A 19,581-nucleotide genomic window follows, 5' to 3' on the forward strand; every position below is an offset into this window, starting at 1 on the left:
AATAAACATGATTACTATTATAAATATTTATTAAATTAATAAATATAATAGCGAATTTTGGTAAAAAAATTAAGAAATAATATATATTATTATAGCATAATAATATCAATAGTAAATCAAAATTACATAAACAAAGAAGGTGAAGTAGTGTATTACAGAAAAATCTCAAATAATAAAGAAAAAATACAATTTAAATTAATTAAGAGAATTTTTATAATAGCTACCATTACTATAATTATTGCACTAATTTCATTTATATATTACTTTGATAAAGTAGTTTCTCCAACTGTAATGTTAGTAGCAGATTCTGAAATGAGAGCAAAAACTATAGAGATTATTAATAAAAATATTGCTAATGTATATGAAAAAAAATTTGATTATGAAGATATTATTGAAATAGATAAAGATAATAAAGGTAATATAACAATGATTAAAGCTGATACAGTAAAGTTGAATACATTAGCCACAGAAGTAGCTATTAAATCTCAACAAGAAATAAAAGAAGTTGGTTCAATAGGAGTTAAAATTCCTATTGGATATATAACTAAAAATAATATTATGTCTTATTTTGGTCCTACTATTACAGTTAAAATGGAGCCTATAGGAAGGGTGGATGTTAGTTATGACTCTACATTTGAATCAGCAGGAATAAATCAAACTAGACATAAAATTTATATTGTTGTAAAAACTGACTTGAAAATAATTCTTCCATTAGATAGTAGAGAAGTACAAGTGAAAAATGAAATTCCTGTTTCTGAAACCATAATTGTAGGAGAAATACCAAGAACATCTTTAGGATCAGATATTTTTGAAAATAAATAACATAGATAATTTGCTTTCTATATTAAGGAATTTTCAAATTTTATTTATTGAAAAAGCATAGTATATTTTAAAAAGATAAATTTTTGTTTAAATATATACTATGCTTAATATTTTAAAAAATAATATTAGTTATTTTCCCAATTAAATATGTAAGGAATATTTCTATAATAATTTCCATAATTTAATCCATAACCAACTACAAACAAATCAGCTATTTCAAAACAGCAATAATCAGGTTTTAAACCATTAACAGTTCTTCTTGAAGGTTTATCTAAAAGAGTACAAGTTTTAATAGATTTAGCACCTAATGATTTTACATGTTCTATTACAAAATTCATAGTAATTCCAGTATCTATTATATCATCTACTATTAAAACATCTAATCCATTAATATTGTCTGGTATATCATTTACTACATTTACTTTTCCAGAGCTTTCTTCAGCATGACCATAACTTGAAGTTGTCATAAAACCTACTTGTGTTTTTGTATCTATAGCTCGTACTAAATCAGCAGCAAATATAAAACTTCCTCTTAATAAAGAAAGTACATATAAATTTTTATTTTCGTAGTCTTTTGTTAGTATAGCTCCTATTTCCTCAATTCTCTCTTTAATTTGATTTTCAGAAAGAAGAATGTTTCTTTTCTTATCCTCCATAGTAATCCTCCTAATAGGTAATGTGTGTTGTTTACAATATTGTATTTATAGTATAAAATTAAATGCAACTTGTCAAGAATGACAAATTATAAAAAAGAGGTGATTATTTTATGATATACGGAAATGTAGAGGGAATAAGAAAATCTATACTTAATGAGTTAGAGAATATATATAAAATTAATGTTCCTAAATATTCGATTTGCACGGAAGATATTGTAGAAATTATAACAAGGATTTCCAATCACATTGAAAGAGAAGTAAGTGTGGCCATAGATAGAAAAGGAAGAGTAACTGGAGTTGCTATTGGAGATTCCACTAGTGTTGAAGTTCCTCTTATGGATATTTATGAGAAAAAATTATCAGGAGTAAGAATCATACATACCCATCCAAATGGAATTTGTAGACTATCTGCTTTAGACATATCAGCTTTATTAAAGTTAAAGCTAGATGCAATAATGGCTATAGCAATAGATGATGGAAAAGTTAAAGATGTATCTTTAGGATTTTGCTTTGTAGAAAATGAAATATTAATTTGTGAAGAGTATCCACATTTATCAATAGATAAATGTTTAGGGTTAAATGTTCTAGATAAAATAACTCATATAGAATCAATAATAAAGCAAAGTAATGTAGAAGAAGATGATAGCGAAAAAGCTATATTAGTTGGTTGTGATACTGATGAAAGCTTAAAAGAGCTTGAAGAACTTGCAGAAGCATGTAATATACCAGTTTTAGATAGGGTATTTCAAAATAGAAGTAAAATTGATCCAGCTTTTTATATAGGAAGAGGTAAGGTTCAAGAAATATCAAATTTAAGACAAAGTTTGAGAGCTAATTTAATTATTTTTGATGATGAATTATCCGGTGCACAGGTTAGAAATTTAGAAGCTAATTTAGGTGTAAAAGTAATAGATAGAACCACGCTAATCTTAGAAATATTTTCTAGAAGAGCTAAAACAAGAGAAGCTAAAATTCAAGTAGAGCTTGCACAATTAAAATATAGAGCATCAAGGCTAATGGGTCTAGGAACAGTACTTTCTAGAACCGGTGGAGGAATTGGAACAAGAGGTCCAGGAGAGAAAAAATTAGAAACTGATAGAAGACACATAAAAGAAAGAATTTATGATCTTAATGATGAGTTAAAAAAAATAAAGAAAACTAGAGAAGTTCAAAGAGAAAAAAGAAATAAACAAAATATACCTCAAGTATCATTAGTTGGATATACAAATGCAGGAAAATCTACATTAAGAAATACATTATGTGATATAGCTGCTTCTAGAGATAATCAATTTAAGGAAAAAGTATTTGAAGCTAATATGTTATTTGCTACTTTAGATACTACTACTAGAGCTATTAATCTTTTAGATAATAGAGTTGTAACATTAACAGATACTGTAGGATTTGTTAACAAACTTCCTCATGAATTAGTAGAGGCTTTTAAGTCTACATTAGAAGAAGTAATTTTTTCAGATTTATTATGTCATATAGTGGATGCTTCATCACCCTATGTGAAAGAACAAATAAGCGCTGTAGAAAATGTTTTAGAAGAATTAGGTGCAGCTGATAAACCAACATTATTAGTTTTAAATAAAATAGATATATTAACGGAAGAACAGCTAAATGAGCTTAGAGAATTGTATTCAAATAAGTATAAAATTATTGAAATATCAGCAGTAGAAAGAATAAATTTAGATTTATTATTAAAAGAAATAAGTATAGAATTACCTTATACTCTTGAAACAAAAGAATATTTAATACCATACACTAATCAACAAACAGTTGCTTTTTTACATAGAAACGGAAAGGTTTTAGAAGAAGAATATAGGGAAGATGGAACCTATATAAAAGCAGATGTAGATGAGGAAATATTAAATAAGTGTAAAGAATTTGAAATTTAAAATAAATTTGCTTTTAAAGGCTTTTCAAAATATTTTTTTGAAGAGCCTTTTGTCATAAGAACTATATTTACAAAAGAAGTATTTTGATAATATACAAGAGTAGAAACTTAATAAGAAAAAGACTATAATAATTTAAAAGTGAGATAAAAATTATATTAAAGAAGGGACGGTTATTTTGAGTAAGAAAATTATAGAATATCAGAAGGCGTTTAATTCAATAATTAAGACTTTAAGTGAAAATTCTGATGTGTTAGCAGTAAGTGTTTTTGGAAGCATTATAACAGGAGATATATGGGAAAATTCTGATGTTGATTTATTTGTAGTTGTAGATAAAAACATTAATGGAATAAATGATATATATGGTGAAGATAATGGTATACCTATGCATATGAGAATATTATCAAAAGAAGAATTTTTTAATTTTACCAAGGGCAATATAGGAGGTAGTACCATTCATAGAAAATTTATCTCATCTAAACTCATAACTTCAAAAGATAATGAAATAACAGAAAAATTCATTGAAGCTAAGCATTATAGTGACTTAAATAGAGAAAGATGGAATTTGGTTTATTTAGGTTCTCTTTTAAAAAATATAAATGCCTGTAAAAAATGTATTTACAATAGGAAAAGTTATAGTTCTTTCATGATTTTGATGGATGTTGTAGAAGATTTTAGTAAACTATATCTTAATATAAATGGATATTTAGTTAGTAAAGTATCTAGTACTATGGTTATGAATTTAAATAATAAATTTGATCAATTGTTAAGAAATTTATTACAAAATGTTTGTGAAGAAAATGTAAATAAAGTACTTTTATATGTTGAAGAATTTTTAAATCTAAATTTAAAAAGAGCCTGTAAAATATTATTAGATTATATGGGAGATAAAGATATTTATTTTAGTTCTTATGAAATAAAAAATTCAAGTTTATTTGAAGGATTTAGTATAGAATTTGAAGAAATTTTATTAGAGTTAGTGGAAAAAGGAATCCTTTATAAAGAACTTAGAGATTATAAATCAATATCTGGTGATAAAATGGTTAATGAGAAAGTTTATTTAATAAAATCTCATTAATTAAGGGAGAGGTTTATGGAGAAATATACTATAAAATTTACAGAGGATAGTTCTAAGTACATAGATATTTATAATAAAATAAAAGAACTAATTGAATGTAAAGAAATATTAGATGGTGAAAAATTACCTACTATTAGAATTTTATCTAAATATTTAAAAGTAAATAAAATAACTGTAATAAATGCTTATAAAAAGTTATCTACTGAAGGTTATATATATCAAGTTCAAGGTAGTGGTTCTTATGCAAGAAGAAAAGAAGCAGTAAAAAATTTGAAAAATGAATATAAAGATATTTTTAATAAAATAGCTTCAGGAGAATTAAAAGATTTTATAGATTTTACTGGAGAGACAACCAGTACCAATTTTTTTAAAGTAGAGACTTTAAGAGAAGTTTTTAATGAAGTTTTAACAAGAGATGGAATTGATGCTTTAACTTATAATGATTCACTAGGATATAAAAGTTTAAGAGAAAGTATAAATAATAATTTTTGGAATGGTAAAAATTGTTTGGATAATATGTTAATAATATCTGGTGCTCAACAAGGTATAGATATAGTAGCTAAGGCTTTAATAAATATAAATGAAGCTGTAATAGTTGAAAAGCCAACTTATAGTGGGGCATTAACAGTTTTAAAGTTAAGAGGAGCTAATGTTCTACAAGTGCCTATAGAAAATGATGGTGTTAATATAGAGTATTTAGAAAAATTAATAAAAAAATATAAAGTTAAGTGTTTTTATACTATGAGTTATTTTCAAAATCCTACGGGAGTGAGTTGTTCTTTAAAGAAAAAGAAAAAAATAATTGAGCTAGCATACAAATATAATTTTTATATTATAGAAGATGATTATTTATCAGAGCTTATATATGATGATGAAATTGAATATTTGCCTTATAGAAGTTTAGATTCTAAAAGAGTTATATATATCAAAAGTTTTTCAAAAATATTTTTACCAGGAATAAGAATAGGATACTTATTAGCACCAACAGAGTTTAATGAAATATTACATGCATCAAAAGTAAGCACAGATATATCAACTTCTAGTTTGATGCAAAGAGCTTTAAATGAATATATAACTAAAGGTTATTGGGTTGATCATATAAAGTGTTTAAATAGGGAGTATTCTAATAGGTATAATTATGTAGTGAAATTAATAAAGGAAAGATTAAATGGATTAGTTACATTTCATGAGCCTAAAGGAGGCTTAAATTTATTTCTTAATATAAATAAAAATCTTAATGTAACATCTAAAGAATTATTTTATAAATTAAAAGAAAAAAATACTATAATAACTCCAGGAGTGATATTTTTTCATAATGCTAAAGATGGAGAGTGGAGTTTTAGATTAGGATTTTCACAGTTAGATTATAAAAATATAGATAAAGGTATAAATAATATATATGAAATTTTAAAAGGCAGGTAGGATGAATGAAGAAATATATAACTGTAAAAAAAACCACAGAAGATAGTTTTGAAGAAAAGAAATCTTTGTTTATAGGATATATTAAAAGAGTTACTACTGAAGAGGAAGCAAAGGGATTTGTAACATCAATAAAAAATAAGCATAAAGATGCTACTCATAATTGTTATGCTTATGTAGTAGGACAAAATATGGGGATTCAAAGATATAGTGATGATGGAGAACCACAAGGAACTGCTGGAATTCCTATATTAGAAGTTATTAAAAAAAATGAAATAACAGATTGTGCAATTGTAGTAACTAGATATTTTGGTGGAATAATGCTTGGAGCTGGAGGTCTTACTAGAGCTTATACTAAGGGGGCTGCTATAGCAGTTAAGGCATCAGGTATTGTAGAAAAAGTTTCAGGTGCAAGAATATGTATAGATATTGATTATGATTTATATGGTAAAATCCAATATTTATGTGGACAAAATAATTGGCATATAGAGGATACTGAATTTACTGATGGAGTAAAATTATATATATTAGCAGAAGAATTAATATTAGAAAACATAAAAAATGAAGTTATAGAAAGTACAAGTGGAAAAGCAAAAATTTCTGTTGATATGGAAGGGATTTACTTTAAAGAAGACTATAGATTATATGCAGATATAGATGAATAGCTAAGTTGAATGGATATTGCTACTATGATATAATAAGCAAGTATTGCGAGAAAAATTAAAGTAATAATTTTTACATAAAGTTAGGAGGAATTAAAATGTCAGGACATTCAAAATGGCATAATATTCAAGCTAAAAAAGGTAAAATGGATGCAAAGAGAGGAAAAATCTTTACTAAAATAGGTAAAGAAATTGCTGTTGCAGTTAAAGAAGGTGGAGCAAACTTAGATGGTAATGCTAAGTTAAGAGATGTTATAGCAAAAGCAAAGGCTTCAAATATGCCAAATGATAACATTCAAAGAGCTATAAAAAAGGCTGCTGGAGAAGGAGCTGCTGTAAACTACGAAACAATTGTTTATGAAGGATATGGTCCATCAGGAGTTGCTGTTATAGTTGAGACTTTAACAGATAATAAAAATAGATCAGCTGGTAATGTAAGAAGTGCTTTTACAAAAGGTGGCGGAAATATGGGCACATCAGGATGTGTTAGTTTCATGTTCCAAGAAAAAGGAGAAATCATCATTGAAAAAGGTGAATTAGATGAAGAAGAAGTTATGATGATGGCTTTAGATGCTGGAGCTGAAGATTTCGCAGCAGAAGATGAAGTATTTATTATAACAACTGCACCAGAAGATTTTGGAACAGTAAGAGAAGCCTTAGAAGGAAATGGAATGGAGTTCTTAGAAGCTGGAGTTAAAATGATACCAGATACGTATACTTCTATAGATGAAGAGGCAGCTAAAAAGTTCCAAAAGATGTTAGATTTACTTGAAGATGACGATGATGTTCAAGAAGTTTATCATAATGCTGAGTTTCCAGAAGGATGGGAAGGTTAAACTACTGTTTAGTTTTAATATAAAATAAATGTTTTTAATAGCTACCTTTCAGAATAAATTATAATTTATTTTGAAAGGTGGCTTTTTACTTTTAAAATAACAAATATACTATTTTGGAATATTATATAGAATTAATAAGTTTTAGGGGTTAAGTATGTTTAATAAAGAAGATGCTTTTTCTAGATTTATAAAAACTACAGATTATAATACTAATGATTTTATATATAATATAAGTGAGCAATGGTGGAGTAGACTATACGAATATCCTTGGGCAGGAAAATTTGCGGATAAGTATGATATATGTTTAGATGCAGCTTGCGGTATAGAACATCATTTTAAATATTACTTGGCTGAAAATTGTAAAAAGGTATATTGTTGTGATTTAGATGAAAGATTAAAAGATAGAGAGTATGTATTTTCTTATGTTAAAGAGTATTTTGGTGAAGAAGCCTATAATAGAATTTTAAGAAATACAGAGAAAATCACTTTTGATGTATGCAATTTAAGTAATTTGCCATATAAAGATAAAAGCTTTGATAAAATATATTGTATTTCAGTTTTAGAGCATATGAGCTTATCAGATAGATTAAATACTTTTAATGAATTTAAACGGTGTTTAAAAGATAATGGAATAATAATTTTAACTATGGATTATCCATCAGTTAACCTTAATGAATTTAAAGAACAATTAGATAATACAAATTTAAAGTTTAAATATGGATATGATTTTAATATTCCTGAGGAGTGTTTAGTATCAGAAATTTATCCAGGATTAAGTTGTTTTAGAGCTATTATATCAAAAACTTAAATAAAAAAATAAGTAGTTTATAAATAGATAAACTACTTATTTTTTATAAATTAAACTTGAGATTTATCTTTATCATGTTTTAGAGCTTTAAGTCTTTTTGATGATAGAAATTGAGTTAAAACTAAAGCTACTAAAGCGAATACCGCAACAAAAAGAAATAAATGAGCAAATCCATTATTTAAAGTTTGTTGGAAGGTTGATTCTATTATTGATTTAGATTTATCTATTTCATTTAAATAATTGTTAGTAAAATTATTTATAAAAGTATTTACAGACATATTAGGAGGTAATTTGCCAGTTAATTCATGTTGAAGCATAGGTTGCATATTGTGGATCATTGATGAAATAAATTCCTTAACAACATCAACTATATTATTAACACTAGCATTTTGAAAAGTATGTGACATATTAGTAGACATATTACCAGTACCTTCAGCTAAATTAATTCCAGGAATATTTAATGGAGGTAAAACTTTCATTAATTTATTAGGGAGTTCTTTTCCTGCATCGGATAAAAAGTTAACTAATAAGTTAGGTGATATAGCAACCCCAATGGATCTAATTAATGATACAGTAGATTGTCCTGTGGTAGCTTCTTCTTTTTTTACATAGGCTTGAATTAAGTAGTTTAGAGGTGTTCCCATGGTGAAACCCATACCTAAACCTAAAGCTATTAATCCTATGTATAAAGAAATGTGATCACAAGTTTTAGCTGTTATTAATGATAATATTAAACAACCTATGATAGTTGTTAAAAATCCTACAGTTAAAACAAATTTAGCTGAGAATTTATCAATTAATTTTCCGCCTATAGGAGAAGCAAGACCAGTAAATATAGCCATCCATGTTACTAAATATCCACCAGAACCTTCATTAAGTCTTAAAACATTAGCACCAAATTGAGGTATAAATATTAAAGACATCATAGCACAACCAACTATAAAGCTTACTATTAAAGTTAAAACTATATCTTTATCTTTGAAAAATTTCAAATTTAATACAGGATCTACAGCTTTTCTTTCTACAATTATAAATATAGGAATAAGAATTAAGAAAGCTATTAAAAATGGATAAACATCTTTAGATTTAAAAGAGTCTAAAAGATTTGCAAAATTTAAATTAGTTATAGAATACATTAATGAAAGTATTAATAAGCTTAAAACTACACTTCCTGTAATATCCATTTTTGCTTTAGGTTTAACAATACTTTCATCTTTATTAAATAATGCAATTAGAACTATAGCAATACTTATTGGTACATTTATTAAAAATAATAATCCCCATTTATTAGATCCAAATATATCAAGAATCCCTGAGCCTAAACTAGGTCCAAGCACTGTAGCTATACCATAAACAGCTCCTACTAAGCCAAGGGCTGTACCTCTTTTTTCAATAGGGAAAGATTCACCTATATAAGCTGTAGCTATAGGCATTATACCACCAGCACCAAGAGCTTCTATTATTCTTGCAAATATTAAAAATTCATAACTTCCTACCACGTCAGATAATCCACAAAGTAATGAACCTATACCAAAAATTGCGATACAAATTATATAAACTTTTTTCTTACCATATCTATCAGAAAGTTTTCCAGTTATAGGCATGGAAACAGCATAAGCTAAAGTATAAACAGTAATCATCCATACACTAGCAGAAGTACTTATGTTAAAAGTTGAAGCTATAACTGTTCTAGCTGGTGAAGCAATTCCAGTATCCATTGCTCCCATGAATATACCTAAAAGGAATAAAATGAGCATTAATGTTTTACTATTTTTCTTCATTTTATTAGACCTCCTTTGTTAAATTTATTTATTTTAAAAATTATAATTAATTTCTTATTAAAATTATAATTATAAAATATTAATTATTCAAACTAGATAAATTTTTAAATAGATTTATTTTTATAGTATTTTTAAATAAATTTTCATTAAAATTGTTTACAATTAATATTAATTAAAAGTTAATCAACTAATTAATATTTATACGAAATTTTTATAATATTTATTAAACATGGATAAAAGTATTTTATTACTAGGCAAAAATACAAAATAACTTATTGTTTATTAACAATGAAACTTTTTTGACAATAAATGAATAATTTTATAAAAGTTGTAAATAATCACAGCTAGAGGTGATTATATGAATTGGAATAAAATAAAAAATAATAAAGTTATAACTATTATGATAGTTACTGTTTTATCTTTAGTTGTTTTTTCAGCAAGTTATTTTACTTCTTTTATTTATAATAGTTATAATACGGAAGATACATCTAGCGTAATGAATGAAACAAAAAATAAAGAAGAAACTTCTTTAAAAGATGATGTTAACATTGTTTTTACAAGGAAAACTCCAGATAAGAATGTATTTGTAGATTATAAAACTACTATAGGAGATTATAAGAAACAAATACATTTAGATGAGGTAACAGTAGAGGGCTTAGAAGAAATTTTAAAAGAAAAGGGCTATGAAAAAGTAGCATGGAATGGACAAGAGATTATATTTAGTAGAAATCAAGAGATAAGTACATCACTAGAACCTAATAAATATTATATTGGTGAAAAGGATGGTTGTATTGCTATGTTTAAAAGTGATGAAAATGGAATAGCCATTATAGAAAAAACAGAAGATATTACATTTATTAATATTGAAACATTACCAGATAGAGATAGAGAAGCAATAAAAAATTTCAATAAAAAATTTGATACTAGAGAACAATGTGAAGAGGAATTAAGTGCATATACAAGTTAATTTTAAAACAACAATAAATATAAAAAAACATTTATATAAAAGGGCAGTGTTTTATAAAAAGACATTGTCTTTTTTATATTAAAAATGGATAATTTTTCTTTGAGGTAAGTTTACTTTATATTGATAATATTTAAGGTTCATGTTAAAGTATTATATAGATTTTGTATAGTTAATTAATATAGGAGATTGGCATAAATATGTACGAATATATTAAAGGTGAATTCAAGGGAATAAATAAAGATTATATTATTATAGAAGTATATAACATAGGATATAGAATCTTTACTTCTGGAAATTCCATGGCAAATATGCCGAAAGTTTCTGAAGAAGTAGTACTATATACTGAACAAATAGTAAGAGAAGATTTTATTGGATTATATGGGTTTATTACTAAAGAAGAATTAGAAATGTTTAAACTTTTATTATCTATAAATGGAGTGGGTGCAAAGGCTGCATTATCATTATTATCCATAAGTAATGTGAATAATTTAAAATATTCTATTATAATAGGTGATGAAAAACATATTACTAGAGCACCTGGAATTGGAAAAAAGACAGCTCAAAGAATAATATTAGAGCTTAAAGATAAATTAAAATCAGAAGATTTAATAAGTACAGATAAAAAAACTATGGAAAGTATAGAAATAGAAGAAAATTATAGCTACAAGATGCAAGAGGTACTAGCAGCTTTAATGGCTTTAGGTTATACAGAAAAAGAAGTAGAAAAAACAATAAATAAAGTTGATAAATCAGGGTCTATAGAAAATATGATAAAAGAGAGCTTAAAGTTACTTATGAATTAAAATATTAAAATAAGGGGGGAACAAATTTGGATGATAGAATAGTAACTTCTAAGGAAATAAATATAGATTCATCCAATGAGTATAGCTTAAGACCAGAAAAAATAAATGAGTATATTGGTCAAGATAAAGTTAAGGAAAGATTAAATATTTTTATAAAAGCTGCTCAAAATAGAGATGAAGCATTAGATCATGTAATATTATATGGCCCACCAGGTTTAGGAAAAACAACATTAGCTAATATAATAGCTAATGAAATGAGTGGAAATTTAAAAATAACATCAGGTCCAGCTATAGAAAGAGCTGGTGACTTAGCTGCTATTCTTACAACATTAAATAATAATGACGTTTTATTTATTGATGAAATTCACAGATTAAATAGAAGCGTAGAGGAAATATTATATCCAGCAATGGAGGATTATGTGCTTGATATAATAATTGGAAAGGGAGCAGCAAGCAAATCTATTAGATTAGATCTACCTAAGTTTACTCTTATAGGTGCTACTACTAGAATAGGAATGCTTAGTTCACCTTTAAGAGATAGATTTGGAGTATTATGTGCTATGGAATATTACACTAATGATCAATTAAAGGAAATAATAATTAGAAGCTCGGACATATTAGGGTGTGGTATTACAGAAGAAGGTGCTTATGAAATTGCAAGAAGATCAAGAGGTACTCCAAGAATAGCTAATAGACTGCTAAAGAGAGTTAGAGATTATGCTGAAGTATTATATAATAATGAAATAACATTAGAGGCTGCAAAAAAATCCTTAGAAATGTTAGAAGTAGATAGTGAAGGGTTTGACAGAGTAGATAATACTATATTAGAAGCTATAATAGATAATTTTAATGGTGGGCCTGTTGGAATAGAGACTTTGTCTTATTTTGTGGGAGAAGAATTAGATACTTTAGAAGATGTGTATGAACCATATCTTCTACAAAAAGGTTTTATAATGAGAACTCCTAGAGGAAGAGTTGCCACAGATAAAGCTTATAAACATTTAGGAAGAGTTAAAAACAATACAAATACTAGAGAGTTTAAGCAATATAATTTGTTTGAAAGTTAGATTAGAAAAGGTGTGTATATTATGAAAGTTAGCGATTTTTATTTTGATTTACCAGAAGAGTTAATAGCTCAATGTCCTTTAGAAAAAAGAGATTCTTCTAGACTTATGGTTTTAGATAGAAAAACCGGTGAAGTAGAGCATAAGGTTTTTCATGATATAATAAATTATTTAAATGAAGGTGATACTTTAGTTTTAAATAATACACGAGTTTTACCAGCTAGACTAATTGGAGAGAAAGATGGTACTGGTGGTAAAATAGAATTTCTTCTTTTAAAAAGAATAGAAGGTGACAAATGGGAATGTTTAGCTAAGCCTGGAAAAAAAGCTAAGCCAGGAGTTGTTTTTACTTTTGGAGAAGGAAAATTAAAGGCTGTTGTAAGAGAAGTCACAGAGGAAGGCAATAGAATTATAGAATTTATATATGAAGGAATATTTGAACAAGTATTAGATGAGTTAGGGCAAATGCCATTACCTCCATACATACATGAAAAATTAGAAGATAAAGAAAGATATCAAACAGTGTATTCAAAAGAAAAAGGTTCAGCGGCAGCACCTACAGCAGGATTACACTTTACAGAAGAATTATTACAACAAATAAAAGATAAAAAAATAAATATTGCATTTTTAACATTACATGTAGGATTAGGAACTTTTAGACCAGTAAAAGTTGAAGATGTAAATAATCATGTAATGCATTCGGAATATTTTGATTTAACACAAGAAAATGCAGATATAATAAATAGAACTAAAGAAAATGGAAAGAGAGTTATAGCAGTAGGTACTACATCATCAAGAACTTTAGAAACTATTGGAGATGAAAATGGAAGAGTTAAGCCACAAAGTGGTTGGACAAATATATTTATATATCCAGGATATAAATTTAAAATAGTTGATGCTGTAATAACTAATTTCCATTTACCTGAATCAACTCTTATAATGTTAGTTTCAGCTATTGCAGGAAAAGAAAATGTAATGAATGCTTATAATGAAGCGGTAAAAGAAAGATATAGATTCTTTTCATTTGGAGACTCTATGTTTATAAAATAAGTAAAAATAAAAAAAGTCAATTTTATTATATAATAATTAAAAAGGGAAGTGAACTAGATTGACAAAGAAAAGATATACTTTACTAAAGAAAGATGGTAATGCAAGAAGAGGTGAGTTTGTAACTCCTCATGGAACTATACAAACACCAGTATTTATGAATGTAGGTACTTTGGCAGCTATTAAAGGTGCTGTTTCTTCAATGGATTTAAAAGATATAGGGTGTCAGGTTGAATTATCAAATACATATCATTTACATTTAAGACCTAGTGATAAAGTAGTAAAAGCAATGGGTGGATTACATAAATTTATGAATTGGGATAGACCAATTTTAACAGATTCAGGTGGATTCCAAGTATTTTCATTATCTTCAATGAGAAAAATAAAAGAAGAGGGAGTTTATTTTAATTCTCATATAGATGGTAAGAAAATATTTATGGGACCTGAAGAGAGTATGCAAATTCAAAGTAATTTAGCATCAACTATAGCTATGGCTTTTGATGAATGCATACCTAATCCTTCAACAAGAGAATATGTTGAAAAATCAGTTGAAAGAACTACTCGATGGTTAGAAAGATGTAAAGTTGAAATGGATAGATTAAATTCTTTAGATTCAACTATAAATAAAGAACAAATGCTTTTTGGAATAAACCAGGGTGGAATATATGAGGATATTAGAATAGAGCATGCAAAAACTATAACTAAAATGGATTTAGACGGATATGCAATAGGTGGATTGGCAGTAGGAGAAAGTCATGAAGATATGTATAAAGTTATAGATGCGGTAGTTCCTCATTTACCACAGGATAAGCCAATATATTTAATGGGGGTTGGTACACCAACAAACATTTTAGAAGCTGTTGAAAGAGGAGTAGATTTCTTTGATTGTGTTTTACCAGCTAGAAATGGAAGACATGGTCATGTGTTTAATAAAAATGGAAAAATAAATTTAATGAATGCTAAATTTGAGCTGGATGAAAAGCCTATAGATGAAGGTTGTGAGTGTCCTGCTTGTAAAAATTATTCAAGAGCTTATATAAGACATTTATTTAAAGCTAAAGAAATGTTAGCTATGAGATTATGTGTTCTTCATAACCTATATTTTTATAATAAGCTTATGGAAGATATAAGAAAAGCAATAGATGAAGGGTGTTTCCATGAGTTTAAAGCTAAGAAATTAGCAGAGTGGGAAGGAAGAGCTTAATAATAAAAAATAAATTTAGGAGGATTATATAATGAACATGTTAATCACAATACTTCCTTTTATAGCAATGATGGGAGTTTTCTATTTACTTTTAATCGTGCCAGAAAAGAAGAGAAAAAAGAAATATGATGAAATGTTAACTGAATTAAAGATTAATGACAAAGTTTTAACTAGAGGCGGAATAGTTGGAAGAATTATAAAAATAACTGAAGAGAATATAGTTATTGAAACAAGTGCTGATAGAACAAAAATTGAATTAACAAAACAAGGTATTAGTTCAAAAATAGATTAATAAAAATATCCCTCTTTTTACATTAATAAAATTAGTAGTAAAAAGGGGGATTAAAATTAAAAAATATTGTAGTTTTTAAAATATAAAAAAAGTATTGACAAATGGCAAAGTACTAATATTGCTAAAGATAAAAATACAAAAAAATCTTTTAAAATAAAAAGGTACATGCTATAATGTTAAAAGATAGTTTTGAATGGAGGAGTAATAGTAATGAAGCGTATAAAAACAATCAACAAGTCAAGTTTAAAAAAGAGCTTATGTAAGCCAGCAGATTGCAGAGAGTGTGCTAATTCATGTCAATCAGCTTGTAAAACATCAGCTACAGTAGCAAACTTAGCTTGTGAAATTTAATTATAAACTTTAGGTGGCAGTAACTAAAGAGTTACTGCCTTAATTATAGTTAGGAGGAAACAAAAGTGTCATTAATTCACAGATTTGTACAAGACGGAGAGTATTACGTAATAGATGTAAATTCAGGTAGTTTACATGTGGTAGATGAACTTATATACGAAATGCTTGAGGATAATAACAAGCTATGTGACAAAGAGTACTTAATTTCAAAGCTTCAAGGAAAATACTCCAATAAAGAAGTTACAGAGGCTTATGAAGATTTACTTCAATTAGTTAATGAAGGCGATTTATATTCAAAAGATCTTTATGAGGAAGTTGCTGCAAATGATAGTACAGAATCACATATAAAGGCTTTATGTTTAAATGTAGTTCATGATTGTAATTTAAAATGTAAATATTGTTTTGCAGATGAAGGAGAATATAAAGGTTGCAGAAAGCCTATGAGTGCAGAAACAGGTAAAAAAGCAATAGATTTTGTTCTTAAGAATTCTGGAAATATAAAGAATATAGAAGTTGATTTATTTGGTGGTGAGCCTTTAATGGTGTTTAATACCATTAAAGAAATAATTGATTATGCTAGAGAAGCAGAAAAACAATATGAAGGTAAAACAGTAAGATTCACTATGACTACTAATGCCACATTATTAAATGATGAGATAATGGATTATATTGATAAAAATATGGGTAACATAATTTTATCAATTGATGGAAGAAAAGAAGTTAATGATAGTGTTAGAGTGAGATTTGATGGTTCAGGAAGTTATGATAGAATTTTACCTAATATAAAAAAGATGGTAGAAAGAAGAGATGAATCAAAACAATATTATGCTAGAGGAACATTTACAAGAAATAATACGGATTTCTTTGAGGATGTAATGGCTCTTGCTAATGAAGGTTTTAATGAAATATCAATAGAACCAGTTGTTTTGCCAGATAGTCATGAACTTTCATTAAGAAAAGAAGATCTACCTACAATATTTGAGCAATATGATAAATTGTATGCTGAAATGGTTAGAAGAGCAAAAGAAAATGATAATCCATTTAAATTTTATCATTTTAATATAGATTTAAATGGAGGACCATGTATATATAAAAGAATAGCAGGTTGTGGAGCTGGACATGAATATGTAGCAATAACTCCAGATGAAGAAATATATCCATGTCATCAATTTGTTGGTAATACAGATTTCTTATTAGGTACTCTTGATGAAGGGATAAAAGCAAAAGAAGTATCTAAAACATTTAAAAAAGCTCATATATATAATAAGCCTATATGTAAAGAATGTTGGGCAAGATTCTATTGTAGTGGAGGATGCCAAGCTAATAATTTCAATTTTAATAATGACATTCATATTCCATATGAAATTGGATGTGAGATGCAAAAGAAAAGAATAGAATGTGCTATAGCATTAAAAGCAAAAACAATGGAATAATTTAAAAAAATCATAAAAAAGTTGCCATATATTGACTATATGGCAACAAACCAATATAATCTAATTATTGAGGATAAAATACAGAGGGGGAGAACTATGAAAACAAAAGTAAGAAGTTCCATAGTATTTTTTATCTCCGTTGCAGTAATCGTTTTTTTAGCTATTGCTGGATTTAAGGGATTTGTACTTGGAGATTATCAGTTTAAAACATTTAATAATGTAATAACTAAAGGACTAGATCTTCAAGGTGGAGTATCCGTATTAATGGAAATTGAAGGAGATAATGTTACACCAGAAGATTTGACTAAAACAAAGGAGCTTTTATCTTTAAGAGTTAATAAAGTTGGAGTATCTGAAACCGTAGTTACTACAGAGGGTGATAAAAGAGTAAGAGTTGATATCCCAGGAGCTTATGATTCTAATGGAATTGTTGAAAGCTTAGAAAAAACAGGAGAATTAACATTTGTAGGTCCTGACGATAACATAATTTTAAATGGTAAAGATATTAAAGAGTCTAAGGTTACTATTGATCATCAAACAGCTGAACCTGTAATAACACTTAAGTTAAATGAAGAAGGTACTAAAAAATTTGCAGAAGCTACTCAAAAGTTTTTAGGACAAAATATTGCTATAAAAATGGATGGAGAAGTTTTAACAAATCCAAAGGTTAATACGGCAATAACTAATGGTGAAGCAATAATATCAGGTAACAAATCAATGGAAGAAGCACAAAAGATTTCAGGAATAATAAATGCTGGGGCATTGCCAGTACCAGTAAAAGCAGTTTCAGTTAAAACAGTAGGGGCTCAATTAGGTGAGAATGCATTACCAAATGCTATGATGGCAGGATTAATAGGAATATCTTTAATATTTTTATTTATGATTTTATATTATAGAGTTCCAGGAATTTTATCTTGTTTAACATTAACTGTATATATATTATTAGTTCTATATGCATTTATACTTGTAGATGTTACCTTAACTTTACCTGGTATAGCAGCATTATTATTAACTATAGGCATGGCTGTAGATGCTAATGTTCTTATATTTGAAAGAATTAAAGAAGAACTTAGAAATGGAAAATCTATTAGAACTTCTATAAAATTAGGTTTTAATAATGCAATGAGTTCTATAATAGACTCAAATGTAACTACATTATTAGCAGGCTTAGTATTATATTTCTTAGGTTCAGGTCCAGTAAAAGGTTTTGCATTAACTTTATTAATAGGTATTTCAATAAGTATATTTACCGCTATAGTTGTAACTAGATTCTTTATGAATTTAGCATTTAAAATGGGCATGCTAAATAAACCTTCAAAATTTGGAAGAGTTAAAGGGGGTAAATAGAATGCTTAAAGTAGTTGAAAAAAGTAAATGGTGGATATCAGCATCACTTATTATAATAGTTATAGGTTTAGGATTTATGTTTACAAAGGGATTAAACTTTGGTATAGATTTTAAAGGTGGTACTCAGGTAGTTATTGATTTTGGAAAAGACTTTAATAAAGCAGAAGTAGATGAAATCATAGCAAACTATGCGGTAGAACCTGTTACTAATAAACTTGAAAATACACAATTAGAAATTAAATCTAAGGATTTAAGTTCAAGTAAGCTTAATGAATTATTTACACAATTAAAAGAAAAATATAGCTTAGAAGATTCGGCATTAGTATCTCAAGATGAAATAGGGAGCTCTATAGGTAATGAATTAACTAAAAGCTCTATAATAGCATTAGCAATAGCTGTTGTAGCTATGTTGATATATGTAGCTGTTAGATTTGAATTTGCTTTTGGAATAGCTTCAATAATAGCATTAGCACATGATATATTAATAACATTAAGTATATTTGCTATATTCCAAATAACTGTAAATACACCTTTTATAGCAGCTATATTAACAATTGTTGGTTATTCTATAAATGATACAATAGTAATTTTTGATAGAATAAGAGAAAATAGAAAGAAAATGAGAAGTGCTTCATATGTTGAAGTAGCAGATACAAGTATAACTCAAACAATGTCAAGATCTATAAATACGACAATAACAACACTAATAACTATTGTTGCAGTATATGTTTTTGTTCCAACAATAAGAGATTTTGCATTTCCATTAATAGTTGGTATTGCTTGTGGAGCATATTCTTCAATATTTATAGCTAGTCCAGTTTGGTGTTTTATTAAAAATAGAAAAGCTAAGAATAAAAGAAAAGAAGAAAAAAAAGCATAATTTAAACAAAAAGAGTATATTTTAAAAGGCTATTCTTATAGGAATAGCTTCAGGCTGTCGACAAAGTCGACAGCCTTTCCATTTTCTTATAAAATAATATTGGGTGATAAATATGATGACTAAAAAAAATACTGATAATAGATTTAAAATTGAATTTAACAGTTTAGAAGCTCTTGTGCCTAAAAATCATTAAGTTAGACAAATTGATAGAGCAATAGATTTTAATTTTATATATG

At 26.9% G+C, this 19,581-nt stretch carries 19 protein-coding genes; 17 read left to right on the forward strand and 2 right to left on the reverse strand.

Going from position 1 to position 19,581, the window contains the following annotated elements; genetic code table 11:
- The first annotated feature begins 147 nt into the window (after nt 1-147).
- A complete protein-coding gene (yunB, locus tag GBZ86_RS04495) occupies nt 148-822 on the forward strand; it encodes a sporulation protein YunB (RefSeq protein ID WP_327444068.1) in 675 nt (224 codons plus the stop codon).
- Between the two features lie 125 nt (nt 823-947).
- Here yunB and hpt read toward each other — a convergent pair whose 3' ends face one another.
- On the reverse strand, nt 948-1,478 hold the full coding sequence (gene hpt, locus GBZ86_RS04500) for a hypoxanthine phosphoribosyltransferase (protein ID WP_152888159.1): 531 nt from the start codon (nt 1,476-1,478) through the stop codon (nt 948-950).
- A gap of 110 nt (nt 1,479-1,588) precedes the next feature.
- Between hpt and hflX the strand changes: the two genes are divergently transcribed.
- The 6 genes from hflX to GBZ86_RS04530 all read left to right on the forward strand — a co-directional run bounded on the left by hflX (nt 1,589) and on the right by GBZ86_RS04530 (nt 8,176).
- Nucleotides 1,589-3,376: a GTPase HflX gene (hflX, locus tag GBZ86_RS04505; protein ID WP_152888161.1), complete on the forward strand. Its 1,788-nt coding sequence runs from the start codon at nt 1,589-1,591 to the stop codon at nt 3,374-3,376.
- Between the two features lie 175 nt (nt 3,377-3,551).
- Entirely contained in the window at nt 3,552-4,451 is a 900-nt protein-coding gene (locus tag GBZ86_RS04510) for a nucleotidyltransferase domain-containing protein (RefSeq protein WP_152888163.1), read from the forward strand.
- 15 nt (nt 4,452-4,466) lie between these two features.
- Nucleotides 4,467-5,873 (forward strand): aminotransferase-like domain-containing protein, encoded by a 1,407-nt coding sequence (locus tag GBZ86_RS04515; protein ID WP_152888165.1) that lies wholly within the window; start codon nt 4,467-4,469, stop codon nt 5,871-5,873.
- Nucleotides 5,874-5,878: 5 nt separating this feature from the next.
- A complete protein-coding gene (locus GBZ86_RS04520) occupies nt 5,879-6,535 on the forward strand; it encodes a YigZ family protein (protein ID WP_152888167.1) in 657 nt (218 codons plus the stop codon).
- A 95-nt stretch (nt 6,536-6,630) separates the two neighbouring features.
- The gene (locus tag GBZ86_RS04525; RefSeq protein ID WP_152888168.1) at nt 6,631-7,368 is read left to right on the forward strand and encodes a YebC/PmpR family DNA-binding transcriptional regulator; all 738 of its coding nucleotides are present in this window, start codon (nt 6,631-6,633) and stop codon (nt 7,366-7,368) included.
- Nucleotides 7,369-7,522: 154 nt separating this feature from the next.
- Nucleotides 7,523-8,176, forward strand: coding sequence for a class I SAM-dependent methyltransferase (locus tag GBZ86_RS04530; RefSeq protein WP_152888170.1), 654 nt, complete (start codon nt 7,523-7,525; stop codon nt 8,174-8,176).
- A gap of 50 nt (nt 8,177-8,226) precedes the next feature.
- Here the strand turns inward: GBZ86_RS04530 and GBZ86_RS04535 are convergent, their stop codons facing one another.
- Nucleotides 8,227-9,957 carry an MFS transporter gene (locus tag GBZ86_RS04535; RefSeq protein ID WP_152888172.1) on the reverse strand — a complete coding sequence of 577 codons (1,731 nt, stop codon included), beginning with the start codon at nt 9,955-9,957 and terminating at the stop codon, nt 8,227-8,229.
- Between the two features lie 358 nt (nt 9,958-10,315).
- Between GBZ86_RS04535 and GBZ86_RS04540 the strand changes: the two genes are divergently transcribed.
- The 10 genes from GBZ86_RS04540 to secF all read left to right on the forward strand — a co-directional run bounded on the left by GBZ86_RS04540 (nt 10,316) and on the right by secF (nt 19,345).
- Nucleotides 10,316-10,924, forward strand: a complete 609-nt coding sequence (locus GBZ86_RS04540) for a hypothetical protein (protein ID WP_152888175.1) — start codon at nt 10,316-10,318, stop codon at nt 10,922-10,924.
- A gap of 197 nt (nt 10,925-11,121) precedes the next feature.
- On the forward strand, nt 11,122-11,727 hold the full coding sequence (gene ruvA, locus GBZ86_RS04545) for a Holliday junction branch migration protein RuvA (RefSeq protein ID WP_152888177.1): 606 nt from the start codon (nt 11,122-11,124) through the stop codon (nt 11,725-11,727).
- A 26-nt stretch (nt 11,728-11,753) separates the two neighbouring features.
- Nucleotides 11,754-12,794: a Holliday junction branch migration DNA helicase RuvB gene (gene ruvB / locus GBZ86_RS04550; protein WP_152888178.1), complete on the forward strand. Its 1,041-nt coding sequence runs from the start codon at nt 11,754-11,756 to the stop codon at nt 12,792-12,794.
- A gap of 21 nt (nt 12,795-12,815) precedes the next feature.
- Nucleotides 12,816-13,841 (forward strand): tRNA preQ1(34) S-adenosylmethionine ribosyltransferase-isomerase QueA, encoded by a 1,026-nt coding sequence (gene queA / locus GBZ86_RS04555; RefSeq protein ID WP_152888180.1) that lies wholly within the window; start codon nt 12,816-12,818, stop codon nt 13,839-13,841.
- 58 nt (nt 13,842-13,899) lie between these two features.
- Nucleotides 13,900-15,042 (forward strand): tRNA guanosine(34) transglycosylase Tgt, encoded by a 1,143-nt coding sequence (gene tgt / locus GBZ86_RS04560; protein ID WP_152888182.1) that lies wholly within the window; start codon nt 13,900-13,902, stop codon nt 15,040-15,042.
- Between the two features lie 31 nt (nt 15,043-15,073).
- Nucleotides 15,074-15,334 carry a preprotein translocase subunit YajC gene (yajC, locus tag GBZ86_RS04565; protein WP_152888184.1) on the forward strand — a complete coding sequence of 87 codons (261 nt, stop codon included), beginning with the start codon at nt 15,074-15,076 and terminating at the stop codon, nt 15,332-15,334.
- A 210-nt stretch (nt 15,335-15,544) separates the two neighbouring features.
- A complete protein-coding gene (gene scfA, locus GBZ86_RS04570; RefSeq protein ID WP_152888186.1) occupies nt 15,545-15,685 on the forward strand; it encodes a six-cysteine ranthipeptide SCIFF in 141 nt (46 codons plus the stop codon).
- A 65-nt stretch (nt 15,686-15,750) separates the two neighbouring features.
- On the forward strand, nt 15,751-17,118 hold the full coding sequence (gene scfB, locus GBZ86_RS04575; RefSeq protein WP_327444080.1) for a thioether cross-link-forming SCIFF peptide maturase: 1,368 nt from the start codon (nt 15,751-15,753) through the stop codon (nt 17,116-17,118).
- A gap of 96 nt (nt 17,119-17,214) precedes the next feature.
- Nucleotides 17,215-18,465, forward strand: coding sequence for a protein translocase subunit SecD (secD, locus tag GBZ86_RS04580; protein ID WP_152888188.1), 1,251 nt, complete (start codon nt 17,215-17,217; stop codon nt 18,463-18,465).
- A 1-nt stretch (nt 18,466) separates the two neighbouring features.
- Entirely contained in the window at nt 18,467-19,345 is an 879-nt protein-coding gene (secF, locus tag GBZ86_RS04585) for a protein translocase subunit SecF (protein WP_152888189.1), read from the forward strand.
- The last annotated feature ends 236 nt before the right edge of the window (nt 19,346-19,581 follow it).

The organism is Clostridium tarantellae (genome assembly GCF_009295725.1).
Taxonomy (GTDB): domain Bacteria; phylum Bacillota; class Clostridia; order Clostridiales; family Clostridiaceae; genus Sarcina; species Sarcina tarantellae.